This window comes from Crossiella sp. CA198, from assembly GCF_052078295.1.
Classification (GTDB): domain Bacteria; phylum Actinomycetota; class Actinomycetes; order Mycobacteriales; family Pseudonocardiaceae; genus Crossiella.
The window spans coordinates 90,429-106,867 of record NZ_JBQJIM010000024.1 but is presented as its reverse complement, the minus strand read 5'-3'; the positions used below and the strand labels follow the sequence as shown (position 1 = coordinate 106,867).

The window sequence follows — 16,439 nt, the reverse complement described above, 5'->3', positions numbered from 1 at the left end:
TGCGAAGAGCCCCGAGCCCGCGAGACTCGATCTCGCCAACTGGGGAAGGGGGTGGATGTCGTGAAGAACCTGATGATCATCGGAACTCCGGCCCACCCCTTGACCGGAAAATTCGGCCTGTCCGGCCACGGCATCAATGGTAACGGCGGCGCCCTGTGCGCCGGGGTGAATTCGCGGGTCGGCCTTGCCGCCCGGCGTTACGCCCAGATCCAGGGGACCACTGTGTTCGCAGCGTGGGCCCCCACCACCGTCGCCGCCCTGATTCCGAGCGTCGTCGATGTGCCGAACACCGATGAGCGTCGCACGTCCGCGTTGGAGAGAAGTCCCTGACCACAGGTCAGGAATGACCAACCTCTCGAGGCCGCGGACCCCCACCAGGGACCGCGGCCTTTTTGTCGCTCCAACCCAAAAATAATGCACAGAACCGTTGGTACTGAAGGAGAAACCCCTTGTTTACCGTCACTGCTCCGTCCACTCGTGACGTGGCCCCTACCGGCTGGGACACCTCGGCCGGTGTGACTGACCTGCTGGACGACGCGTCAGGTGCGGGCCTGAGCCTGCCCTGCCGCGTCAACGACCCCGACCTGTGGTTCGCCGACACCCCCGCCGACCTCGAGGTCGCGAAGGGTTTGTGCGCTGGCTGCCCGGTGCTCGCCGAGTGCCTGGCCGGTGCGCTTACCCGTCGCGAGCCCTGGGGCGTCTGGGGCGGCGAGATCTTCGAGCGCGGTGTGGTCATCGCGAAGAAGCGTCCGCGTGGCCGGCCCCGCAAGACCGACACCGTCGCGACCCCGGTCGCGACCCGCACTGAGGAGGCAGCGGCGTGAACACCAGCGGCGATGCCACCTTTTTCCTCGTCATGAACGTCGAACGCTCGAGCCAGGGATTCAAGACCATGCATCTGTACGAAGAACTGTCCAAAGTACGAATACAAGAGGCTCAACGGGTGTCGGCCGAGCGCAGGCTTGCCTGCGACCTCGCGTCGGCGCGCCGGTGGCGGAGGTTGTCCCAGTGGGCGGCCCGCCGCGCGGAGCGGTTCTCCGCGTCCTGAGCCCACACCCCAGCTGACCCTTCAACCCCGGCAGGCGTCGTTCCCCGTGAACGACGCCTGCCGGCGTTCAACCGGTCTAGTCCACCCCGTCCTACTGGCCAGCGGGCAACACCTCGCAGCTGTGCTCGGCCCCCTGCTCGCCCAGCCATCGGCTGTACCGATACCGAGCGCCGAGCACCGCCGCCCGCACCACCCGCCGCGGCGCGAACAACACCGCCCCCACCCACAACTCCGGCCAGGGCTCGTTCCGCCACGCCTCCAGGTGATCCATCCCCATGGCCACCGCCTGCCGCATCACCAGCGACCCGGGCGCCATCGCCAGCACACTGCTCACCGCGTAGGCCGTCTCCTCGACCGTCCCGCCCCCGACACCCCAGGACCCGTCGGCCCGCTGGGTCGACATCAGCCAGTCCACCGCGTCCGCCCGGACCCCGTCGTCCAGCCCGTCCGCCGCCGCCAGCGCCAGCCAGGTCGCGTGATAGGGCGAGAGGTGCCAGCGGTGCTGCCAGTAGGCACTCTCGGAGCGGTGGTCGCGCAGCTGCCCGAGCACGTCGGCGAGTGCGGCCGAATGCCGCCCAGGATCGGTGGCCAGCGCCCCGATCAGATGGATCGGATCAACATCACTGCTGGTCAGCAGGCCGATGAGATCCTGATCGACCGGCAGACCGCAATACCCGCGCAACGCCAGCAAGATCGCTAGTCGATCAGCCTCGGCACCACCGCCCGCACCCGCGCTTGTGTTCGCCAGTCCGTCCCCGCTCGGCACACCCAGCGCCGCCACCGACGGCCGGAGCAGCTCGCCCGGCACCCCCGACCGGGCCAGCGTCAGCGCCGTCCACAGCGTCTCCAGCTCCTCGACCGTGCCGAGGCAGAGGCTGGAATCGTTGGGCGCCAAGGGCTTCTCGCAGTGAGTGGCGGCCAGGTCGGCCAGGTTGGGGTAGGGCAGCGGCAGGTCCAGCTCGCGGGCCCGGTGCAGCAGGATCGACAGGTGGGTGGCGAAGTGCGGCGGGCGGCGCGGATCGTCCTCGCGGACCCCGGACAGCGCGTTCCACAGGTAGGCCACGCCGGCGTGGGTGGCGGGCAGGACGTCCGGTCCGTCCGCCGGATCGGCGCGATCGGCCTCGGTCAGCGCGACCACCGCGGCCAGTGTGTTCAGGCACCGGTCCGGTGCGAACGGGATCGCGCCGCCCCAAGACCCGTCGCGGTGCTGGGTGTCCAGTAACCAGCCGGTCTGCAGCGGGTCCAGGTGGCCGTCGGTGAGCGCGGCGACGGTGCGGAACGCGCTGGAAGTGGTGTGCTCCGGCATCGCGGGCTCAGCCAGCAGACGCTGGATCGCCGGCTCCGGGCAGTCCTGGTGGCTCGACACAGCGGCGAAGATTTCCACGACGCTGTTTCTGTCCGCCAGACACTTTTGGGCAAGCTTGCCTGTTCGTTCCGCCAGCGACTCATGCGCTAACGGCCAGGAGCGCGCGTGTTCGGCCCAGTACGAAGGACGGCTGTTCGGGTGTGTAGTGGTAACCCGAACAGGTGCATACTCAGAATACTGGTCAGTCACATCGTCGCGGGCTCGGTAAACGGCTCGGCAAACGGCGGGTGCACCACTGCTCGTCGCCGCTCCGGCACGTTCGCCAGACTCGGCCGACTGGATGACTAGCCAGTCAGTCAGGATCCAGGTCAGACTTAGCCATCCGACCTATCTGGTTGGGATACCTATCCACAGTGCGAAAAATCTGTTGGGGTGCAGAGATGACGCTGATGACGAGAACAGCGCCAGTCCTTCGACGAGACCACACATCGGAGCGATCCAGTGTTCCCAGTCCCGACCGCATGGGTTTGATCACAGTCGGTATCGCCGACGACGAGATTCTCATCCGCACCGGCGTCCGCGGCGTGCTGGACCGCGCCGCGGAGATCGTCGTGGTGGGCGAGGCCAAGGACGGCCACGGCGCCGTGGACCTGGTGCGCACGCACCGGCCACGGGTGCTGCTGCTCGACGCGGTGATGCCAGGAACGGACGCGCTGGCCGCCCTCCGGGTGATCCGCCGTCACTCTCCGCTGACCCGCGTGGTCATGCTGGCCAACCCGGCCGCGGGCGAGTTGTTGCTGCCCGCCCTGCGCGCGGGCGCGGTCGGCTTCCTGCCCAAGACCGGCAGGCCGGAAGAGCTGGTCAACGCGGTCCGCGTGGTAGCGGCGGGGGACGCCATCCTGTCCCCGGCGGCCACCCGCAGCCTGGTCGACCACGTGGCAGGCGCCGAGGCGGACCGTCGTGACCGGGCCTCCCACCGGGTCCGCGCCCTGACCAAGCGTGAACGCGAGGTCCTGGTGCACGTCGCCAAGGGCATGGCCAACGCCAAGATCGCCAGGGTGATGTGCCTGAGCGAAAGCTCGATCAAGGCCCACGTCAGCCGCATGCTGACCAAGCTGCGCTGCGACAACCGGGTGCAGGCCGCGCTGATCGCCCACGACGCCGCGATCATCGGCTAGGCGCTAACGTCAGCACATGGGCGAGTCCGACCCGCCGATGTGCCTCCGCTGCGGCAGCCAACGCGACCAGGACAGCGATCCGGCTGTGCTGCTCGCCTGGTCAGCCGAACGCACCACCCGCGGCACCCGCTGGCTGTGCCCCGACTGCGCACGCGCCCACGTGCGCGACATCGAGGGCAAACTGCCCGACGAGTACTGGTGACCCTGCCCCGGGCCCAGCCCTCCTCGGCCAGCCAGTCCACCCAGCACCACTCCGGACAGCCGCCCTCTCCGGCCCCGCGCAGTCGCGCCGCGCCGAGCGGCGCCGACGCTTCCGCACCCAGTCGCGCCCAGGCCCGAACTCGCGTGCCGGGCGACTCGACCCGTACCACCCTGGCCCGGTGGTGGTTGGTCAGCCTTCGTTGGCGAAGCCGGGTTGCCAGCGGGTCACGATGTCCAGCAGGGAGGTTTCCGCGTCCAGTTGGCACAGGATGCCGATGGAGCCGAAGGTCACCCGGTGGATCAGCAGGTACTGCGGTGGCAGGTTCAGGGACCGGCCGGTGCGGAAGTCCGGGCCGCGCAGGTCGCTGATCCGTTCGGCCTGGCCCTGCAGCCAGGACCGGGTGAAGTGGAACTGGTCCGTGCGCAGTGGGTCGACGAACGGGCCGAGGTAGGCCAGCACGTCCTCGGCGGAGAGGTCCGAGCCGGGACGGATGAAACCCTCGCCGCGCAACCGGTCCAGCATGTCGTCGGAGCGGCCCTCCAGGGCCAGCCGGGTGACCACGCCCAGGGTCTCGGGCAGGCCGTCGGGAAGCTGGGCGCAGGCGCCGAAGTCGAGCACGCACAGCCTGCCGTCGGGCAGCACCAGGAAGTTGCCGGGGTGCGGGTCGGCGTGCAGTAGTCCGGTGCGGGCCGGGGCGGAGAAGTGGAACTCGGCCAGCCGGCCGCCGACCTCGTTCCGTTCCACCCGCTCGCCGTCCCGGATGATCGCCGACAGCGGGGTGCCGGTGACCCACTCGGTGACCATCACCCTCGGCGCGCTGGCCACCACCCTGGGCACGAGCACCCGCTCGTCCCCGGCGAAGGCGGTGGCGAAGGTGCGCTGGTTGGTGGCCTCGTTGCGGTAGTCGAGTTCCTCGACCATCCGCTCCCGCAACTCGGTGAGCAGCGGCTTGACCTCCATGCCCGGCACCACGGCCTGGAACAACCGGCTGAAGCGCTCCAGCTGGCGCAGGTCGGCGAGCAACGCCTCGTCCGCGCCCGGGTACTGCACCTTGACCGCGACCTCGCGCCCGTCGTGCCACACCGCGCGATGCACCTGTCCGATGCTCGCCGCGGCCGCGGGTTCGTCGGAGAACTCGGTGAACCGCTTGGCCCAGCCGCTGCCGAGCTGCTCGGCCAGCACCCGGTGCACCGTCTTGGCTGGCAACGCGGGCGCGGCGGACTGGAGCTTGGTCAGCGCCTCGCGGTACGGCGCGGCCATTTCCTCGGGAATGGCCGCCTCGAACACGCTCAGCGCCTGGCCGAACTTCATCGCCCCGCCCTTGAGCTGCCCGAGCACCGCGAACAACTGCTCCGCGGTCTTGGCGGACATCTCCGCGCTGATCTCCTCGGCGCTGCGCCCGACCAGGCGTTTGCCCCAGCCGGCGGCGACACGTCCCGCCACGCCGAGCGGCAGGCTGGCGAGCTTGGCCGTGCGAGCGACGGCACGGCGCGGGATCTCAGTCACCGAGCGATTCTCCCCCGAGTTCGACGGCAGTCGGAACAGACCCGGTCACACCGGGACCGGCCCACCCAGTTGTCTGCCTACATGTAATCAGCATGGGGTGAGCCAGCGCCACAGGGGCAATCCGGATGCGGGGTCAGCACCTCCTTCCCCATGGAGGCGTTGATCGGGTCGATCTCCAGCACCGCCGACCAGCTCGGCGGCGGCACCCGCCCGCTCTCCGGCCAGGACAGGGCGAGCAGCACCTGGGTGGCCGCCAGCGCCGCGGTGGCCTGCGCACAGCTCAGCTCCGGCGGCGGGGTGCGCCACAGCAACTGCGCGGACACCCGCGGCCAGTGCGGATCGGCCGTGCCCCGGTGCAGTTCGACGCACTGCAGGCAGGCCCCGCGCCCGGCCCGGACGAACGGCCCGACGTAGCCGACGCCCTCGCTGACCCGCACCGCCAGGTGCGGCACCCGGTCGGTCATCAGCCTGCCCAGCAGCTCCGCGTCCGGGGCGTGCCAGTCGGTGAGGACCACCAGGTCCGGCCGGCGGCGGCCGGTGAGCGCCTCGGTGCGCACCGAGGGCGCGCAGCGCAGCAGGTGCGCCCGCGCGGCCTCCGCCCGGGGCCGCCCGATGTCGGTCTCGGTGAACCCGCAGCCCAGATCGTCCACGTCGACCGCGCCGGAGGTCTCGATCTGCACGTGCCCGACGCCCGCGGTGGCGAGCAGCCCGGCGATGGCGGTGGCCAGCCTGCCGCGGCCACGCACCTGCACCGCGGCGTGCTCGCGCAGCGCGATCAGCGTTTCCGGGGGTGAGCCGGTGCGTAAGGCCCAGGTGGCCCGGTCGCTGCGCAGTCGCCCGCCCGCGCCGGGGCCGACCGGCTGGTCCAGCAGCCCGGCCTCGGTCAGCAGGTCCAGCACCTGGTCGACCTGCTCGGGCGGGGCCAGCTCGTGCAGGTCGGCCACGGTGTGTCCGCCATCCAGGCGCAGCACGGTTTTCACCTGGTCAGGGGACAGGCGGTCGAGCAGCACGCCGTGTCGGCGATCCAGGCCGAGCTGGACGGTGTTGTTCTCCCGGCGCAGCACCGGCAGGCAGGGCAGGATGCGCGGCCTGACCAGGGAGAGCGGGTCGTCGGTGCTGGTCGCGGCGGGTGCGGGGGCGGTGGGCTGGAGGGTTGCGGTCATGGGGCCACGGTCGCAGGGCGGGGGCGAAAGTGGAAAAAAGCTATCCACAGGGGGGTGGGTTATCCACAGATTGGCCGCGGGGGTGTTGGGGTGGTGTTTGGGCTGGTAGAGGGCGTGAAAGAGGGGCGGCTCGTGGTGAGCCGCCCCTCGAATCGTGTGGTGCCGCGTGTTGTGGCGACAGTCTGTTCGGTCAGACAGTCGCCTTGCCGAGAATCCGGGTCATCTTGGTTCCGCACACCGGACAGGTGCCCTTGGCCATCCGACGGTTGTTGCTTTCCTCGACCTGGCCCTCGAAGTCCCGCTTCTCCCGGCACTTCACGCAGTAGCCGTTGTAGCTCTCGGCCACGGCGACCTCCCTTGGCTGTTGTGGCCCCGATCTCCCACGACCGGGGTTGACTGAGCTTGGCCCGCCCGCCTCGCTCGCGACTCGCGGCCACGCTACCTGTGGTTTCTGCGAACCGCCGGAACGACACAGCCACGGTGTGCCCGCTTCACCCGACCTCGCCTGTGGATGGTTGCGACCAAAATGTCGGTGCTGGCCGTACGGTGAACCTCGTGGCGAAGGCGCAGGTCGAGGTACGCCGCAGCTGGCGGCGTCGGCGCACGGTCACCGCGTACCGGGAGGGGGACAAGATCATTGTCCTGCTACCGGCGAGGATGAGCCGGGCAGAAGAAGAGCATTGGGTCGAGGAGATGCTGCGCAAGCTCCAGCGCAGTGAGACGCGGCGGCGTTCGCCCGCCCGCTCCTCCGACGAGGTTTTGCTGGCCAGGTGTGCCGAGCTGAACGCGAAGCATTTCGGCGGCCGGGCGAGCCCCAGCAGCGTGCGCTGGGTGCCGCCGATGCGGACCCGGTGGGCTTCCTGCACGCCGGGGGACGCCACGATCCGGATCAGCGAGCGACTGCGCGAGGTGCCGTCCTGGGTGCTCGACTACGTGCTGGTGCACGAGCTGGCGCACCTGCTGGTGCCGGGGCACGGGGCGGATTTCTGGAAGCTGGTGCGGGCCTATCCGAAAACCGATCGGGCGATGGGGTTCCTGGAGGGACTGTCCGCGGCGGCTGGGCTGGGGATCGAGGTCGAGGGGGACTGAGGGCAGGGGCGCGGGACTGACTGGCCGGGCGGCTGAGCCGGGATTGGCGAGCCGAGGTCGCTGTGCGGGGTCGCTGAGCCGGGGTGGGTCGCCGCGCCGGGCCGCTGAGGTGGCGGTGGCTGGCTGGGTCAGGCCTCCTCGGGGCGGACCAGGCGTTCGATGTGGCGGCTGGCCAAATAGGCCGGGTCGGTGCTGCGGGATTGCTTGACCACCGCTGGCCGGATGCCGCGGTCGATCAGGCGGGCGAAGGCCTTGAGGAAGTCCAGGCCGGGGATCTGGCCCTCCGGGAGGACCAGGGCCACCGGGCGGGGCAGCGGACTCGGCGGCTGGTGGTCGTATTCGCGGATCAGGCGGGTCATGGTGGCGGCGATGGGTTTGCGGGCGCCGGTGTTGGTGAGCAGGCCGAGGTCGTATTCGAGTGGGTTGAAACCGGACAGGGCCGGGTTCAGGTCGTGTGAGCACCACCAGGTGATGCCGAACAGGTCGCTGCTGGCGGCCATGGCTCTGATCGAGCGTTCGGTCCACTCGGGGATCAGCTCCGCGGCCATCCACTTCGTCGAGACACCGGTTTCCTCGACCCAGACCTGGCGGTGCGGATCCTGGTGGAATGCCTTGATCACCTCGATGAAGTACTCCGAGTAGTGCACCGACGGGGTGGACAGCGGGCCGAAGTCCTGGATCACCCTGGTCCAGCCCGCCCAGGTGTGCACGGCGCTGGCGGTGCCGCTGGTGGCCAGGCCGTCTCGGCTGAAATAGGCGTCGTTGAGCCAGGGGTAGTGGTCGATTCCGGACACGTGCAGCTTGCCGGGAGCCAGGCGTTCGCAGGTGGCGAACAGGGTGCTGTGCCAGGCGTCGCCCTGGGCGGGGGTGGGTTTGAGGCCCAGCGGGATACCAGCCCAGTGGACCTCGTTGGACAGGTCGAAGCCCAGGAAGCGGCGGTGTTTGCCGATGCGGGCGGCCAGGGCTTCCAGCAGGCGGTGCTGGGCGGCCAGGGCCGGTGGGTCGGTGAAGAAGTCGCGGACCTTGCCGGTGCCGTTGTCGATCAGCCAGGGCGGGATGAACAGCAGGCCGCTGACCGCGCCGTTGAACACGGTGACCTCGACGTCCAGGCGGTTGCGGTCGGCCAGGTCGAGCAGGTCGGCGATCCGGTCCAGCTGTTCGGCGCGGACGTAGTGCGGGTTGGGCTGCAGTTCCGGCCAGACACACATGATCCGGATGTGGTCCATGCCCAGCGCGGCGATCCGGTCCAGGTCGCGGGCGATCGAGGCGCGGTCCCAGTCGGCCCAGCTGAACCACCAGTTCTTGCTGGGGACGTAGTTGACGCCGAAGCGGATCCGGCGGCGGGACGCGGGGGAGCCCGCGGTGTCCGGGCTCGCCGCGGGATCAGGGGAGATCGGGCCGGTGGCCGGGCTCGCGGTGGCCGCGGGGGTACCGGCGGCGACAGCGGCTCCGGCCAGGGGCGCGGCGGCCGCGGTGCGGAGGAAGGAGCGGCGGGGCAGTTCGGCTGGCACCACTTCATGGCACCCTGCCCTGCCCCGCCGTGGCCAGAGTCGTTAGTCGCGGGCCGGACGGCTCACCCGGCCGGCCCCGCGCACTGGCTCTGCGGGCTCACTTGCCCTCTGGCTCGTCGTCCTTCTCGCGGCGTTCGGCCTCCTCGGCGCGCTGGATCGCCGCGATCGGGTCGTCCAGGTCCGCGTTGCCCTGGCCCCAGCGCTCGGCGAAGCCCAGCGGGTCGTCCAGATCCTCGGTGGTGGGCATCAGGTCCGGGTGCTCCCAGACCGAGTCGCGGCCGGTGACCCCGTGCTGGTCGGTCATCACCCGCCACAGCGCGGCCGCGGCCCGCAACCTGCGCGGACGCAGCTCCAGGCCGACCAGGGTGGCGAAGGTCTGCTCGGCAGGGCCGCCGCTGGCGCGCCTGCGCCGCAGCGTCTCGCGCAGCGCGTCCGCACCGGGCAGGCGGTCGCCCACCGCGTCGCCGACCACCACGTCCACCCAGCCCTCGACCAGGGCCAGCATGGTCTCCAGGCGGGCCAGTGCCGCCTTCTGCTCCGGGGAGTGCTCCGGGTTGAGCACGCCCGAGCCCATCGCCTCTTCCAAAGCCGCTGGGTTGCTCGGGTCGAGCTGGCCCGCCAGGTTCTCCAGTGCGGCCACGTCCACCTTGATGCCGCTGGCGAACTCCTCGACCGTGGCCATCAGTCGCTGCCGCAGCCACGGCACGTGCGCGAACAGCCGCTGGTGCGCGGCCTCGCGGGCGGCCAGGAACACCAGCACCTCGCTGGCCGGGCGGCCAAGGCCCTCGGTGAACTTCTCCACGTTGGCGGGCAGCAGCGCGGCCACCCCCTCCGGACCGAGCGGGAGGCCGACGTCGGTGGAGGTCAGCACCTCGGAACCGAGCTGGGCCAGCGCGTTGCCGAGCTGGGAGCCGAAGGCGAGTCCGCCCATCTGCCCGACCATGGACAGCAGTGGACCGGCGGCCTGCCGCGCCTCGTCGGGCAGCGCGTCCACCCACGCCCCGGAGACCCGCTGGGCGACCGGATCGCACAGCCGTCGCCAGCTGGGCAGGGTCTGCTCAACCCAGGTCATCGCCGACCAGCTCTGCGTGCTGCGCGCGCCCACCGGCAGCGCGGTGGCCGGGTCCAGCCACAGCTCGGCCAGGCGCACCGCGTCGGCGACCGCCGAGTCCTGCTGACCACTGGGGTTGAGGTTGCCGCCGTTGTCGATGAGCTGTTGCACGGCGATCTGTTTCGCCACGTCGTAGTTGACCGGCCCGGTCTGCCCGGAGGACTGGCTGAGCATCTGGCCGAGCTGGCTGAGCATCTGGCCGAGCGCGCCCATGTCGATGCTGCCGCCGGGCGGCATGCCCGGCAGGCCAGGGATACCCCCTGGCGGCATGCCGGGAATGTTGAACCCGAAGGGGTTCTGCTGGCCGCCCGCTCCCTCGGAGCGCTTGCGGCCGTCGCCCTCGTCCGGGTCCGGTGCGCTGAAGCCGAACGGCTGGTCCGTCATGCCTCCACGGTACGCGGACCGTGGAGGGTGCACCCGGCGACGTCGACCGCCCCGTACGCTGTGTCGTCGTGACCCGCCGTACCTGGACGCTGCTTTTCAGTTCCGTGCTCGTGCTGGTGCTCGGCCTGCTCGGCGCACTCCTGCCGGTGCCCTACGTCGCGCTCGGGCCCGGCCCGGTCTACGACACCCTCGGCAAGGTCAGCGACACCCCGGTGGTCGACATCGGCGGTGAGAACACCTTCCCGACCGGCGGCAAGCTGTCCATGACCACGGTCTCGCTCAACGACGGCATGACCCTGCTCACCGCCTTCGGCCTGTGGCTTTCCGGCGATTACGCGCTGGCTCCGCGCGAGGAGCTGTTCCCGCCGGAGAAGACCAAGCAGCAGATCGACCAGGAGAACAGCAAGGCCTTCCAGGACTCCCAGTCCAGCGCGGAGATCGCCGCGCTGCGGTTCCTGAAGTACCCGGTCAAGGTGCTCGCGGTGAAGGTCGAGGAGAACAGCGCGCTCAAGGGCATCGTGGAGCCGGGCGACCGGATCCTCGCGGTGGCGGGCAAACCGGTGGCCAACGCGACCGAGGTGCGGGCCGCGCTGGAGAAATCCAAGCCGGGTGACCAGGTAGATGTTCGCTACCAGCACAACGCCGACCCGGAGAAGACCGCCCGAGTGACGCTGGGCAAGGCCGAGGACCGGCCGCAGGGTGTGCTCGGGGTGACCTCGGCCGAGCGCCCGGACGTGCCGTTCCAGATCAAGATCGCGCTCAAGGACGTCGGCGGCCCCTCGGCCGGACTGATGTTCGCCCTCGCCATCGTGGACAAGCTGACCCCCGGCGAGATCAACGGCGGCCAGTCCATCGCGGGCACCGGCGAGATCGACGCCGAGGGCAAGGTGGGCGCCATCGGCGGCATCCCGTTCAAGATGATCGCCGCCCGCAACCAGGGCGCCACCGTGTTCCTGGTGCCGGAGGGCAACTGCGCCGAGGCGAAGCAGCGCACCCCGGACGGGCTCAAGCTGGTCAAGGTCGGTTCGCTGGGCCAGGCGGTCAGCGCGCTGGAGGCACTGCGGAACAACCAGCCGACGCCGGCCTGCTGAGCGGACTCGAACCGCGCGGCGGTGCCGAGCAGGCGCCGGCCGGGTGCACGGCGAACCCGGCCGGCGCCACTGGCTCAGTCCTGGAAGGTCTGCCGCAGCGCCTCAAGCAGGTTCGGCGCCAGGTCGGGCTGCTCGACCAGTTCGTCCCCTGGGCCGTCCGGGGCCTTGCGCACCCGCAGCACACAGGCGCCGGTGCCGTCCCGCAGCACCGCGGCCACCAGCCGGGCCTCCCGGCGGTCCGGGTGCTCGGCGGCGATCCTGGCCGCCTGCGCAGGGTCGGTCTCCGTCCCGTTGAGTTGCTCCTCGGCCGTCGGCGGCAGCACCACGATCTCCTGAGTGACCACACAGCCCGCCACCGCGTCCGGCCACACGATCCGGGACAGCGCGGTGCCCAGGTCGCCGTCGGGCAGGCTGTCCTGGGCGATCGGGGTGAGCATCGCGTCCGGGTCGAGACTGTCCGCCAGCTCGGGCTCCTGTTGGAGCAGCGCGGCCGTCGGGACCAGCGCAAACAGCTGCGGCGGCTGGTCCCAGCCACCGGTCGCAACGAAGTCGTCCACCTCTCGTGCGGCTGCGGGCAGGGCTGCGGTGAAGTCGGGTGCGGAAGACACGGCGCACATCGTCGCACTTCGATAACACGAGGCGAGTCAGGAACCCAAACGGCCGTCCGTAGAGTTGGACATACGGGACGATGCCTGTCCGTTGCTCAGCCGTGTTCTCGGCCTGGACGACATCCGGCCCAGACCGCTGAAAACTGATCGACCGCGACCCAGGAGCGTGCTCACGTGGCCATGCGGCCCCCGGTCGGGATGCCGAAGCTATCCCGGCGTAGTCGGATCCTGCTCATTGTCGGCGCGCTGATTCTGGGCGCCTTCCTGTTGGCCTCCCAGCTGCTCGGCACCTATGTCGACTGGCTGTGGTTCGGCGAAGTCGGCTTCCGCTCGGTGTTCACCACCGTGCTCTTCACCCGGATCGCGCTGTTCGTCGCGGTCGCCGTGCTCATTGGCGGTTCAGTCGGGTTGAGCCTCTACCTCGCCTACCGCAGCCGGCCGGTGTTCGTGCCGGTGGCCGGTCCCGACGACCCGGTCTCGCGCTACCGCACCGCGGTGCTGGCGCGGGTGCGGATCGTCGGCTGGGGCATCCCCCTCGCCGTCGGCCTGGTGGCCGGCACCGCGGCGCAGAGTGAATGGGAACGCATCCAGCTGTTCCTGAACTCGGTGCCCTTCGGCGTCAACGACCCGGAGTTCGGCCGGGACATCAGCTTCTACGCCTTCCGCCTGCCCTTCTACGAATGGCTGGTGTCCTGGGCGTTCGTGGCGGTGGCCGGCGCGTTCTTCGTCGGACTGATCGCGCACTACATCTTCGGCGGCATCCGGCTGGCCGGCCGCGGCGGGCAGCTCTCCGTGCCCGCACGCGTCCAGCTCGCCGTGCTCGCCGGGGTGTTCGTGCTGCTCTACGGCGTCTCCTACTACCTGGACCGGTTCGGGCTGCTGCTGAGCACCCGCAAGGCCGAGTTCAACGGCGCGACCTACACCGATCTGCACGCGGTGATGCCGGCGAAGCTGATCCTCACCATCATCGCGGTGATCTGCGCGGTGGCCTTCTTCGTCGGCGCGTTCGTGCGCAACCTGCAGATCCCGGTGATCGCCGCGGTGCTGATGGTGCTCTCCAGCGTGCTGCTGGGCGCGGCCTGGCCGCTGCTGCTGGAGCAGTTCTCGGTGCGCCCGAACCCGATCGCCCGCGAGTCCCAATCCATTGAGCGCAACATCGCGGCGACCAGGAACGCGTACGGACTGACCCCGGACAAGGTCAAGTACACCGACTACGCGGGCAGGTCCGAGTCCTCGCAGGCCGAGGTCAAGGCGGACCAGGGCACCATCCCGAACATCCGGTTGCTGGACCCGGGCGTGCTCGCGCCCACCTTCACCCAGCAGCAGCAGCGGAAGAACTTCTACTCCTTCGGCGACAAGCTGGACATCGACCGCTACACCCTCGACGGGAAGATCCAGGACTACATCGTCGCGGTCCGGGAGCTGAACAGCGCGGGGCTGGCGGAGAACCAGCGGGACTGGCTCAACCGGCACCTCACCTACACCCACGGCGATGGTTTCGTCGCGGCCCCGGCGAACACGGTGAACTCCGCGCTGCAGGACGGCAGCGGCCAGGGCGGCTACCCGAACTACCAGGTCAGCGACCTTTCCACGAAGAGCGCGTTCAACGTGGAACAGCCGCGGATCTACTTCGGTGAGAAGATCACCGACTACGCCATCGTGGGCAAGGCCGGTCAGGCCGCCGCGGAGTACGACACCGACTCCAGCAAGTACACCTACACCGGCAAGGGCGGCGTGCCGATCGGGAACTGGTTCAACCGCCTGGCCTTCGCGGCCAACGAGGGTGAACGCAACATCCTGTTCTCGGGCGCGATCGGTGGCGACTCCAAGATCATCTACAACCGCAATCCGCGGGACCGGGTGATGAAGGCCGCGCCGTGGCTGACCGTGGACGCCGATCCGTACCCCGCGGTGGTGGACGGCCGGATCCAGTGGATCGTGGACGGCTACACCACGCTGCAGAACTACCCGTACGCCCAGCGCAGCTCGCTCGGTGAGACGGTGCAGGACTCGCTGCCGGGCCAGCCGCGGCTGCCCAACACGCAGATCAACTACATCCGCAACTCGGTCAAGGCCACCGTGGACGCCTACGACGGCACGGTGACCCTGTACGCGGTGGACGAGCAGGACCCGGTGCTCAAGGCCTGGCGGGGCGTGTTCCCGAACCTGGTCAAGGGCAACAACGAGGTCAAGCCCTCGCTGCGGGCGCACTTCCGGTACCCGGAGGACCTGTTCAAGGTCCAGCGCAGCCTGCTGGCCCGTTACCACGTCGAGCAGCCCGGTGTGTTCTTCAACCAGAACGAGTTCTGGGACGTGCCGGACGACCCGACCGATGAGACCGTGGGCACCTCCACCGCCACCGGCAACCGCGAGGGCAAGCAGCCCCCGTACTACGTGGTGGCCCAGCTCAACGGCCAGACCAAGCCGACCTTCCAGCTGACCAGCGCGTTGACCGGTCTGCGCAGGGAGTTCCTGGCGGCCTGGGTGAGCGCCTCGTCCGATCCGGACACCTACGGTCAGATCAACGTGCTCAGATTGCCGACCAACACCCAGACCGAGGGTCCCGGTCAGGTGCAGAACAGGTTCTTCTCCACACCCGAGGTGACGGAGAACCGGACGCTGTTCAGCAACCCGAACGCGAGCGCGGTCAACGGCAACCTGATCACGCTGCCGGTGGCCGGTGGTCTGCTGTACGTGGAGCCGATCTACATCCAGCGCAAGGACCAGAACGCCTTCCCACAGCTGGCCAGGGTGCTGGTGAGCTTCGGGAACCGGGTCGGGTTCAAGCCGACCCTGGCCGAGGCGCTGGACCAGGTCTTCGGGGCAGGCGCGGGTTCGAACATCACGAACCCCGGTCAGCCGGGCGGTGGCACCACCACGCCGGGGCAACCGCCGAACCCGAACACCGGTGGCCTCAACGACGCCGCGCAGCGTGCGGCGGCGGACATGGTCTCGGCCTGGGCCAAGTACAAGAAGGCGCAGACCGATGGGGACTACGCGACCCAGGGTCAGGCGCTGAAGGATCTCGACGACGCGTCCAAGCGGTTCGACACGGCCCGTCAGGCGCCGCCGCCGCAGCAGCCGCCGCCTTCGAGCAGTAACCAGCCGACGCCCACCTCGAAGCCGGGCGGCTGATTCCGGGTGCGGGGTGGATCACATTTCTGGGTCTCCAGGTGATTCACCCCGTACTCCCGGAGCGCGAAAGTCATGGTCAGGCCCGGTTCGCCGGGCCTTTCCGCTTTTCCGGGGTACGTGCGGGCGGGGTCTCGATCTCCGGGTCGCGGCCGGGCTGCGGTAGGCTGTTGGAAGTTCCCGCAGGTCAGGGGCGGTTTTACCCCCCGATTTGGAAATGGTTGGACCGCCGTGTAAAGTAGTTCCTGTCAGCAAGAACGACAGAAAAAAAAGTAAGAAGCTCCAAGGCTCCAAAAGCTAGACGGCGCGGGGTGGAGCAGCTCGGTAGCTCGCTGGGCTCATAACCCAGAGGTCACAGGTTCGAATCCTGTCCCCGCTACTAGATCCGGCCCCCAGGGTTTCACACCCTGGGGGCCGGATTCTTTTTGTCTTTGTCCAGGTTCGAGCCGGGGCTCGCGCCGAGCCCCGGCCTCGCCGGCTCAGTAGTTGCCGAGCAGGCGGTTGAAGTTGCGGGCCTGAGCCTCCGCGTCGAAGAACGCCGCAGGCACCGCCTCGCCAAGGCTCAGCAGTTCGACCACCATCCCGGTGCCCAGGCTGGCCAGCAGCTGGGTCAGCTCCGGTGAGGGTTCGCCGCCGATGGCTCGCAGCATCCGGTCCTGCCAGTCCACGAACAGGTCCCTGGCCGCCGCGACCCCCGGGCGCAGTTCCGGGCGGCGGACCGCTTCCAGGCTCAGCTCCATCGTGGCGATGGTCAGGGTGGGGTTGACGCGGATGGCGCGCATGTTGGCGGTGATCAGCTGCGCCAGTTCCAGGGCGGTCCTGGGCGCGGCGTCGGCCACCGCGGCCATCCGGGCCAGCTGGAGCTGCGCCACCCGGGCCTGGGCGGCCTCCAACAGGGCCAGGCGGGTGCGGAAGTAGTACGAGGTGGACCCGGCCGCGATACCGGCCTTGGCGTCCACCGCACGGTGCGTCAGGCCCCGGGAGCCGTGTTCGGCGAGCACCTCGATGGCCGCGTCGGCGATAGCCTCGCGGCGGGTGGGCTGCTCGTTGCTCATGGTTGCTCGCACCTCGGCGTCACGCGGTGTACTCTACGGCTGTAGAGCCTCTACA

At 69.9% G+C, this 16,439-nt stretch carries 16 protein-coding genes and 1 tRNA gene; 9 read left to right on the top strand and 8 right to left on the bottom strand.

What is annotated here, in order from left to right; all coding sequences use genetic code 11:
• Positions 1-60 precede the first annotated feature (60 nt).
• The 3 genes from ACTOWY_RS33945 to ACTOWY_RS33935 all read left to right on the top strand — a co-directional run bounded on the left by ACTOWY_RS33945 (position 61) and on the right by ACTOWY_RS33935 (position 1,048).
• Positions 61-330, top strand: a complete 270-nt coding sequence (locus tag ACTOWY_RS33945) for a hypothetical protein (protein ID WP_441313682.1) — start codon at positions 61-63, stop codon at positions 328-330.
• Positions 331-449: 119 nt separating this feature from the next.
• The gene (locus tag ACTOWY_RS33940) at positions 450-824 is read left to right on the top strand and encodes a WhiB family transcriptional regulator (RefSeq protein ID WP_282104652.1); all 375 of its coding nucleotides are present in this window, start codon (positions 450-452) and stop codon (positions 822-824) included.
• Positions 821-1,048: a hypothetical protein gene (locus ACTOWY_RS33935; protein ID WP_247755983.1), complete on the top strand. Its 228-nt coding sequence runs from the start codon at positions 821-823 to the stop codon at positions 1,046-1,048. The genes ACTOWY_RS33940 and ACTOWY_RS33935 overlap by 4 nt, the downstream gene beginning before the upstream one ends.
• A gap of 91 nt (positions 1,049-1,139) precedes the next feature.
• Here ACTOWY_RS33935 and ACTOWY_RS33930 read toward each other — a convergent pair whose 3' ends face one another.
• Entirely contained in the window at positions 1,140-2,414 is a 1,275-nt protein-coding gene (locus ACTOWY_RS33930) for a hypothetical protein (protein WP_441313681.1), read from the bottom strand.
• Between the two features lie 461 nt (positions 2,415-2,875).
• Here ACTOWY_RS33930 and ACTOWY_RS33925 point away from each other — a divergent pair, with 461 nt between their 5' ends.
• Positions 2,876-3,532 carry a response regulator gene (locus tag ACTOWY_RS33925; protein WP_441313680.1) on the top strand — a complete coding sequence of 219 codons (657 nt, stop codon included), beginning with the start codon at positions 2,876-2,878 and terminating at the stop codon, positions 3,530-3,532.
• A 16-nt stretch (positions 3,533-3,548) separates the two neighbouring features.
• Positions 3,549-3,734, top strand: coding sequence for a hypothetical protein (locus ACTOWY_RS33920; protein ID WP_441313679.1), 186 nt, complete (start codon positions 3,549-3,551; stop codon positions 3,732-3,734).
• Between the two features lie 189 nt (positions 3,735-3,923).
• Here ACTOWY_RS33920 and ACTOWY_RS33915 read toward each other — a convergent pair whose 3' ends face one another.
• From ACTOWY_RS33915 to ACTOWY_RS33905, 3 genes are all read right to left on the bottom strand, one after another.
• Positions 3,924-5,240 carry an ABC1 kinase family protein gene (locus ACTOWY_RS33915; RefSeq protein WP_441313678.1) on the bottom strand — a complete coding sequence of 439 codons (1,317 nt, stop codon included), beginning with the start codon at positions 5,238-5,240 and terminating at the stop codon, positions 3,924-3,926.
• A 77-nt stretch (positions 5,241-5,317) separates the two neighbouring features.
• Entirely contained in the window at positions 5,318-6,403 is a 1,086-nt protein-coding gene (locus tag ACTOWY_RS33910; RefSeq protein WP_441313677.1) for a TOMM precursor leader peptide-binding protein, read from the bottom strand.
• A gap of 190 nt (positions 6,404-6,593) precedes the next feature.
• Positions 6,594-6,749: a DUF5679 domain-containing protein gene (locus ACTOWY_RS33905; protein ID WP_185009861.1), complete on the bottom strand. Its 156-nt coding sequence runs from the start codon at positions 6,747-6,749 to the stop codon at positions 6,594-6,596.
• A 209-nt stretch (positions 6,750-6,958) separates the two neighbouring features.
• Between ACTOWY_RS33905 and ACTOWY_RS33900 the strand changes: the two genes are divergently transcribed.
• A complete protein-coding gene (locus tag ACTOWY_RS33900) occupies positions 6,959-7,492 on the top strand; it encodes a M48 metallopeptidase family protein (protein ID WP_441313676.1) in 534 nt (177 codons plus the stop codon).
• A gap of 128 nt (positions 7,493-7,620) precedes the next feature.
• Here the strand turns inward: ACTOWY_RS33900 and ACTOWY_RS33895 are convergent, their stop codons facing one another.
• Positions 7,621-9,003: a glycoside hydrolase 5 family protein gene (locus ACTOWY_RS33895; protein ID WP_441313675.1), complete on the bottom strand. Its 1,383-nt coding sequence runs from the start codon at positions 9,001-9,003 to the stop codon at positions 7,621-7,623.
• A gap of 97 nt (positions 9,004-9,100) precedes the next feature.
• Positions 9,101-10,498, bottom strand: coding sequence for a zinc-dependent metalloprotease (locus ACTOWY_RS33890; RefSeq protein WP_441313674.1), 1,398 nt, complete (start codon positions 10,496-10,498; stop codon positions 9,101-9,103).
• A 68-nt stretch (positions 10,499-10,566) separates the two neighbouring features.
• Here ACTOWY_RS33890 and ACTOWY_RS33885 point away from each other — a divergent pair, with 68 nt between their 5' ends.
• The gene (locus ACTOWY_RS33885) at positions 10,567-11,589 is read left to right on the top strand and encodes a YlbL family protein (protein WP_441313673.1); all 1,023 of its coding nucleotides are present in this window, start codon (positions 10,567-10,569) and stop codon (positions 11,587-11,589) included.
• Positions 11,590-11,663: 74 nt separating this feature from the next.
• Here ACTOWY_RS33885 and ACTOWY_RS33880 read toward each other — a convergent pair whose 3' ends face one another.
• Positions 11,664-12,206, bottom strand: a complete 543-nt coding sequence (locus ACTOWY_RS33880; RefSeq protein WP_441313672.1) for a PPA1309 family protein — start codon at positions 12,204-12,206, stop codon at positions 11,664-11,666.
• 171 nt (positions 12,207-12,377) lie between these two features.
• Here ACTOWY_RS33880 and ACTOWY_RS33875 point away from each other — a divergent pair, with 171 nt between their 5' ends.
• A complete protein-coding gene (locus ACTOWY_RS33875) occupies positions 12,378-15,332 on the top strand; it encodes a UPF0182 family protein (RefSeq protein ID WP_441313754.1) in 2,955 nt (984 codons plus the stop codon).
• Between the two features lie 302 nt (positions 15,333-15,634).
• Positions 15,635-15,708 (top strand) — tRNA-Met (locus tag ACTOWY_RS33870).
• 100 nt (positions 15,709-15,808) lie between these two features.
• Here ACTOWY_RS33870 and ACTOWY_RS33865 read toward each other — a convergent pair.
• Positions 15,809-16,384 carry a TetR/AcrR family transcriptional regulator gene (locus ACTOWY_RS33865; RefSeq protein ID WP_441313671.1) on the bottom strand — a complete coding sequence of 192 codons (576 nt, stop codon included), beginning with the start codon at positions 16,382-16,384 and terminating at the stop codon, positions 15,809-15,811.
• Between the last annotated feature and the right edge of the window lie 55 nt (positions 16,385-16,439).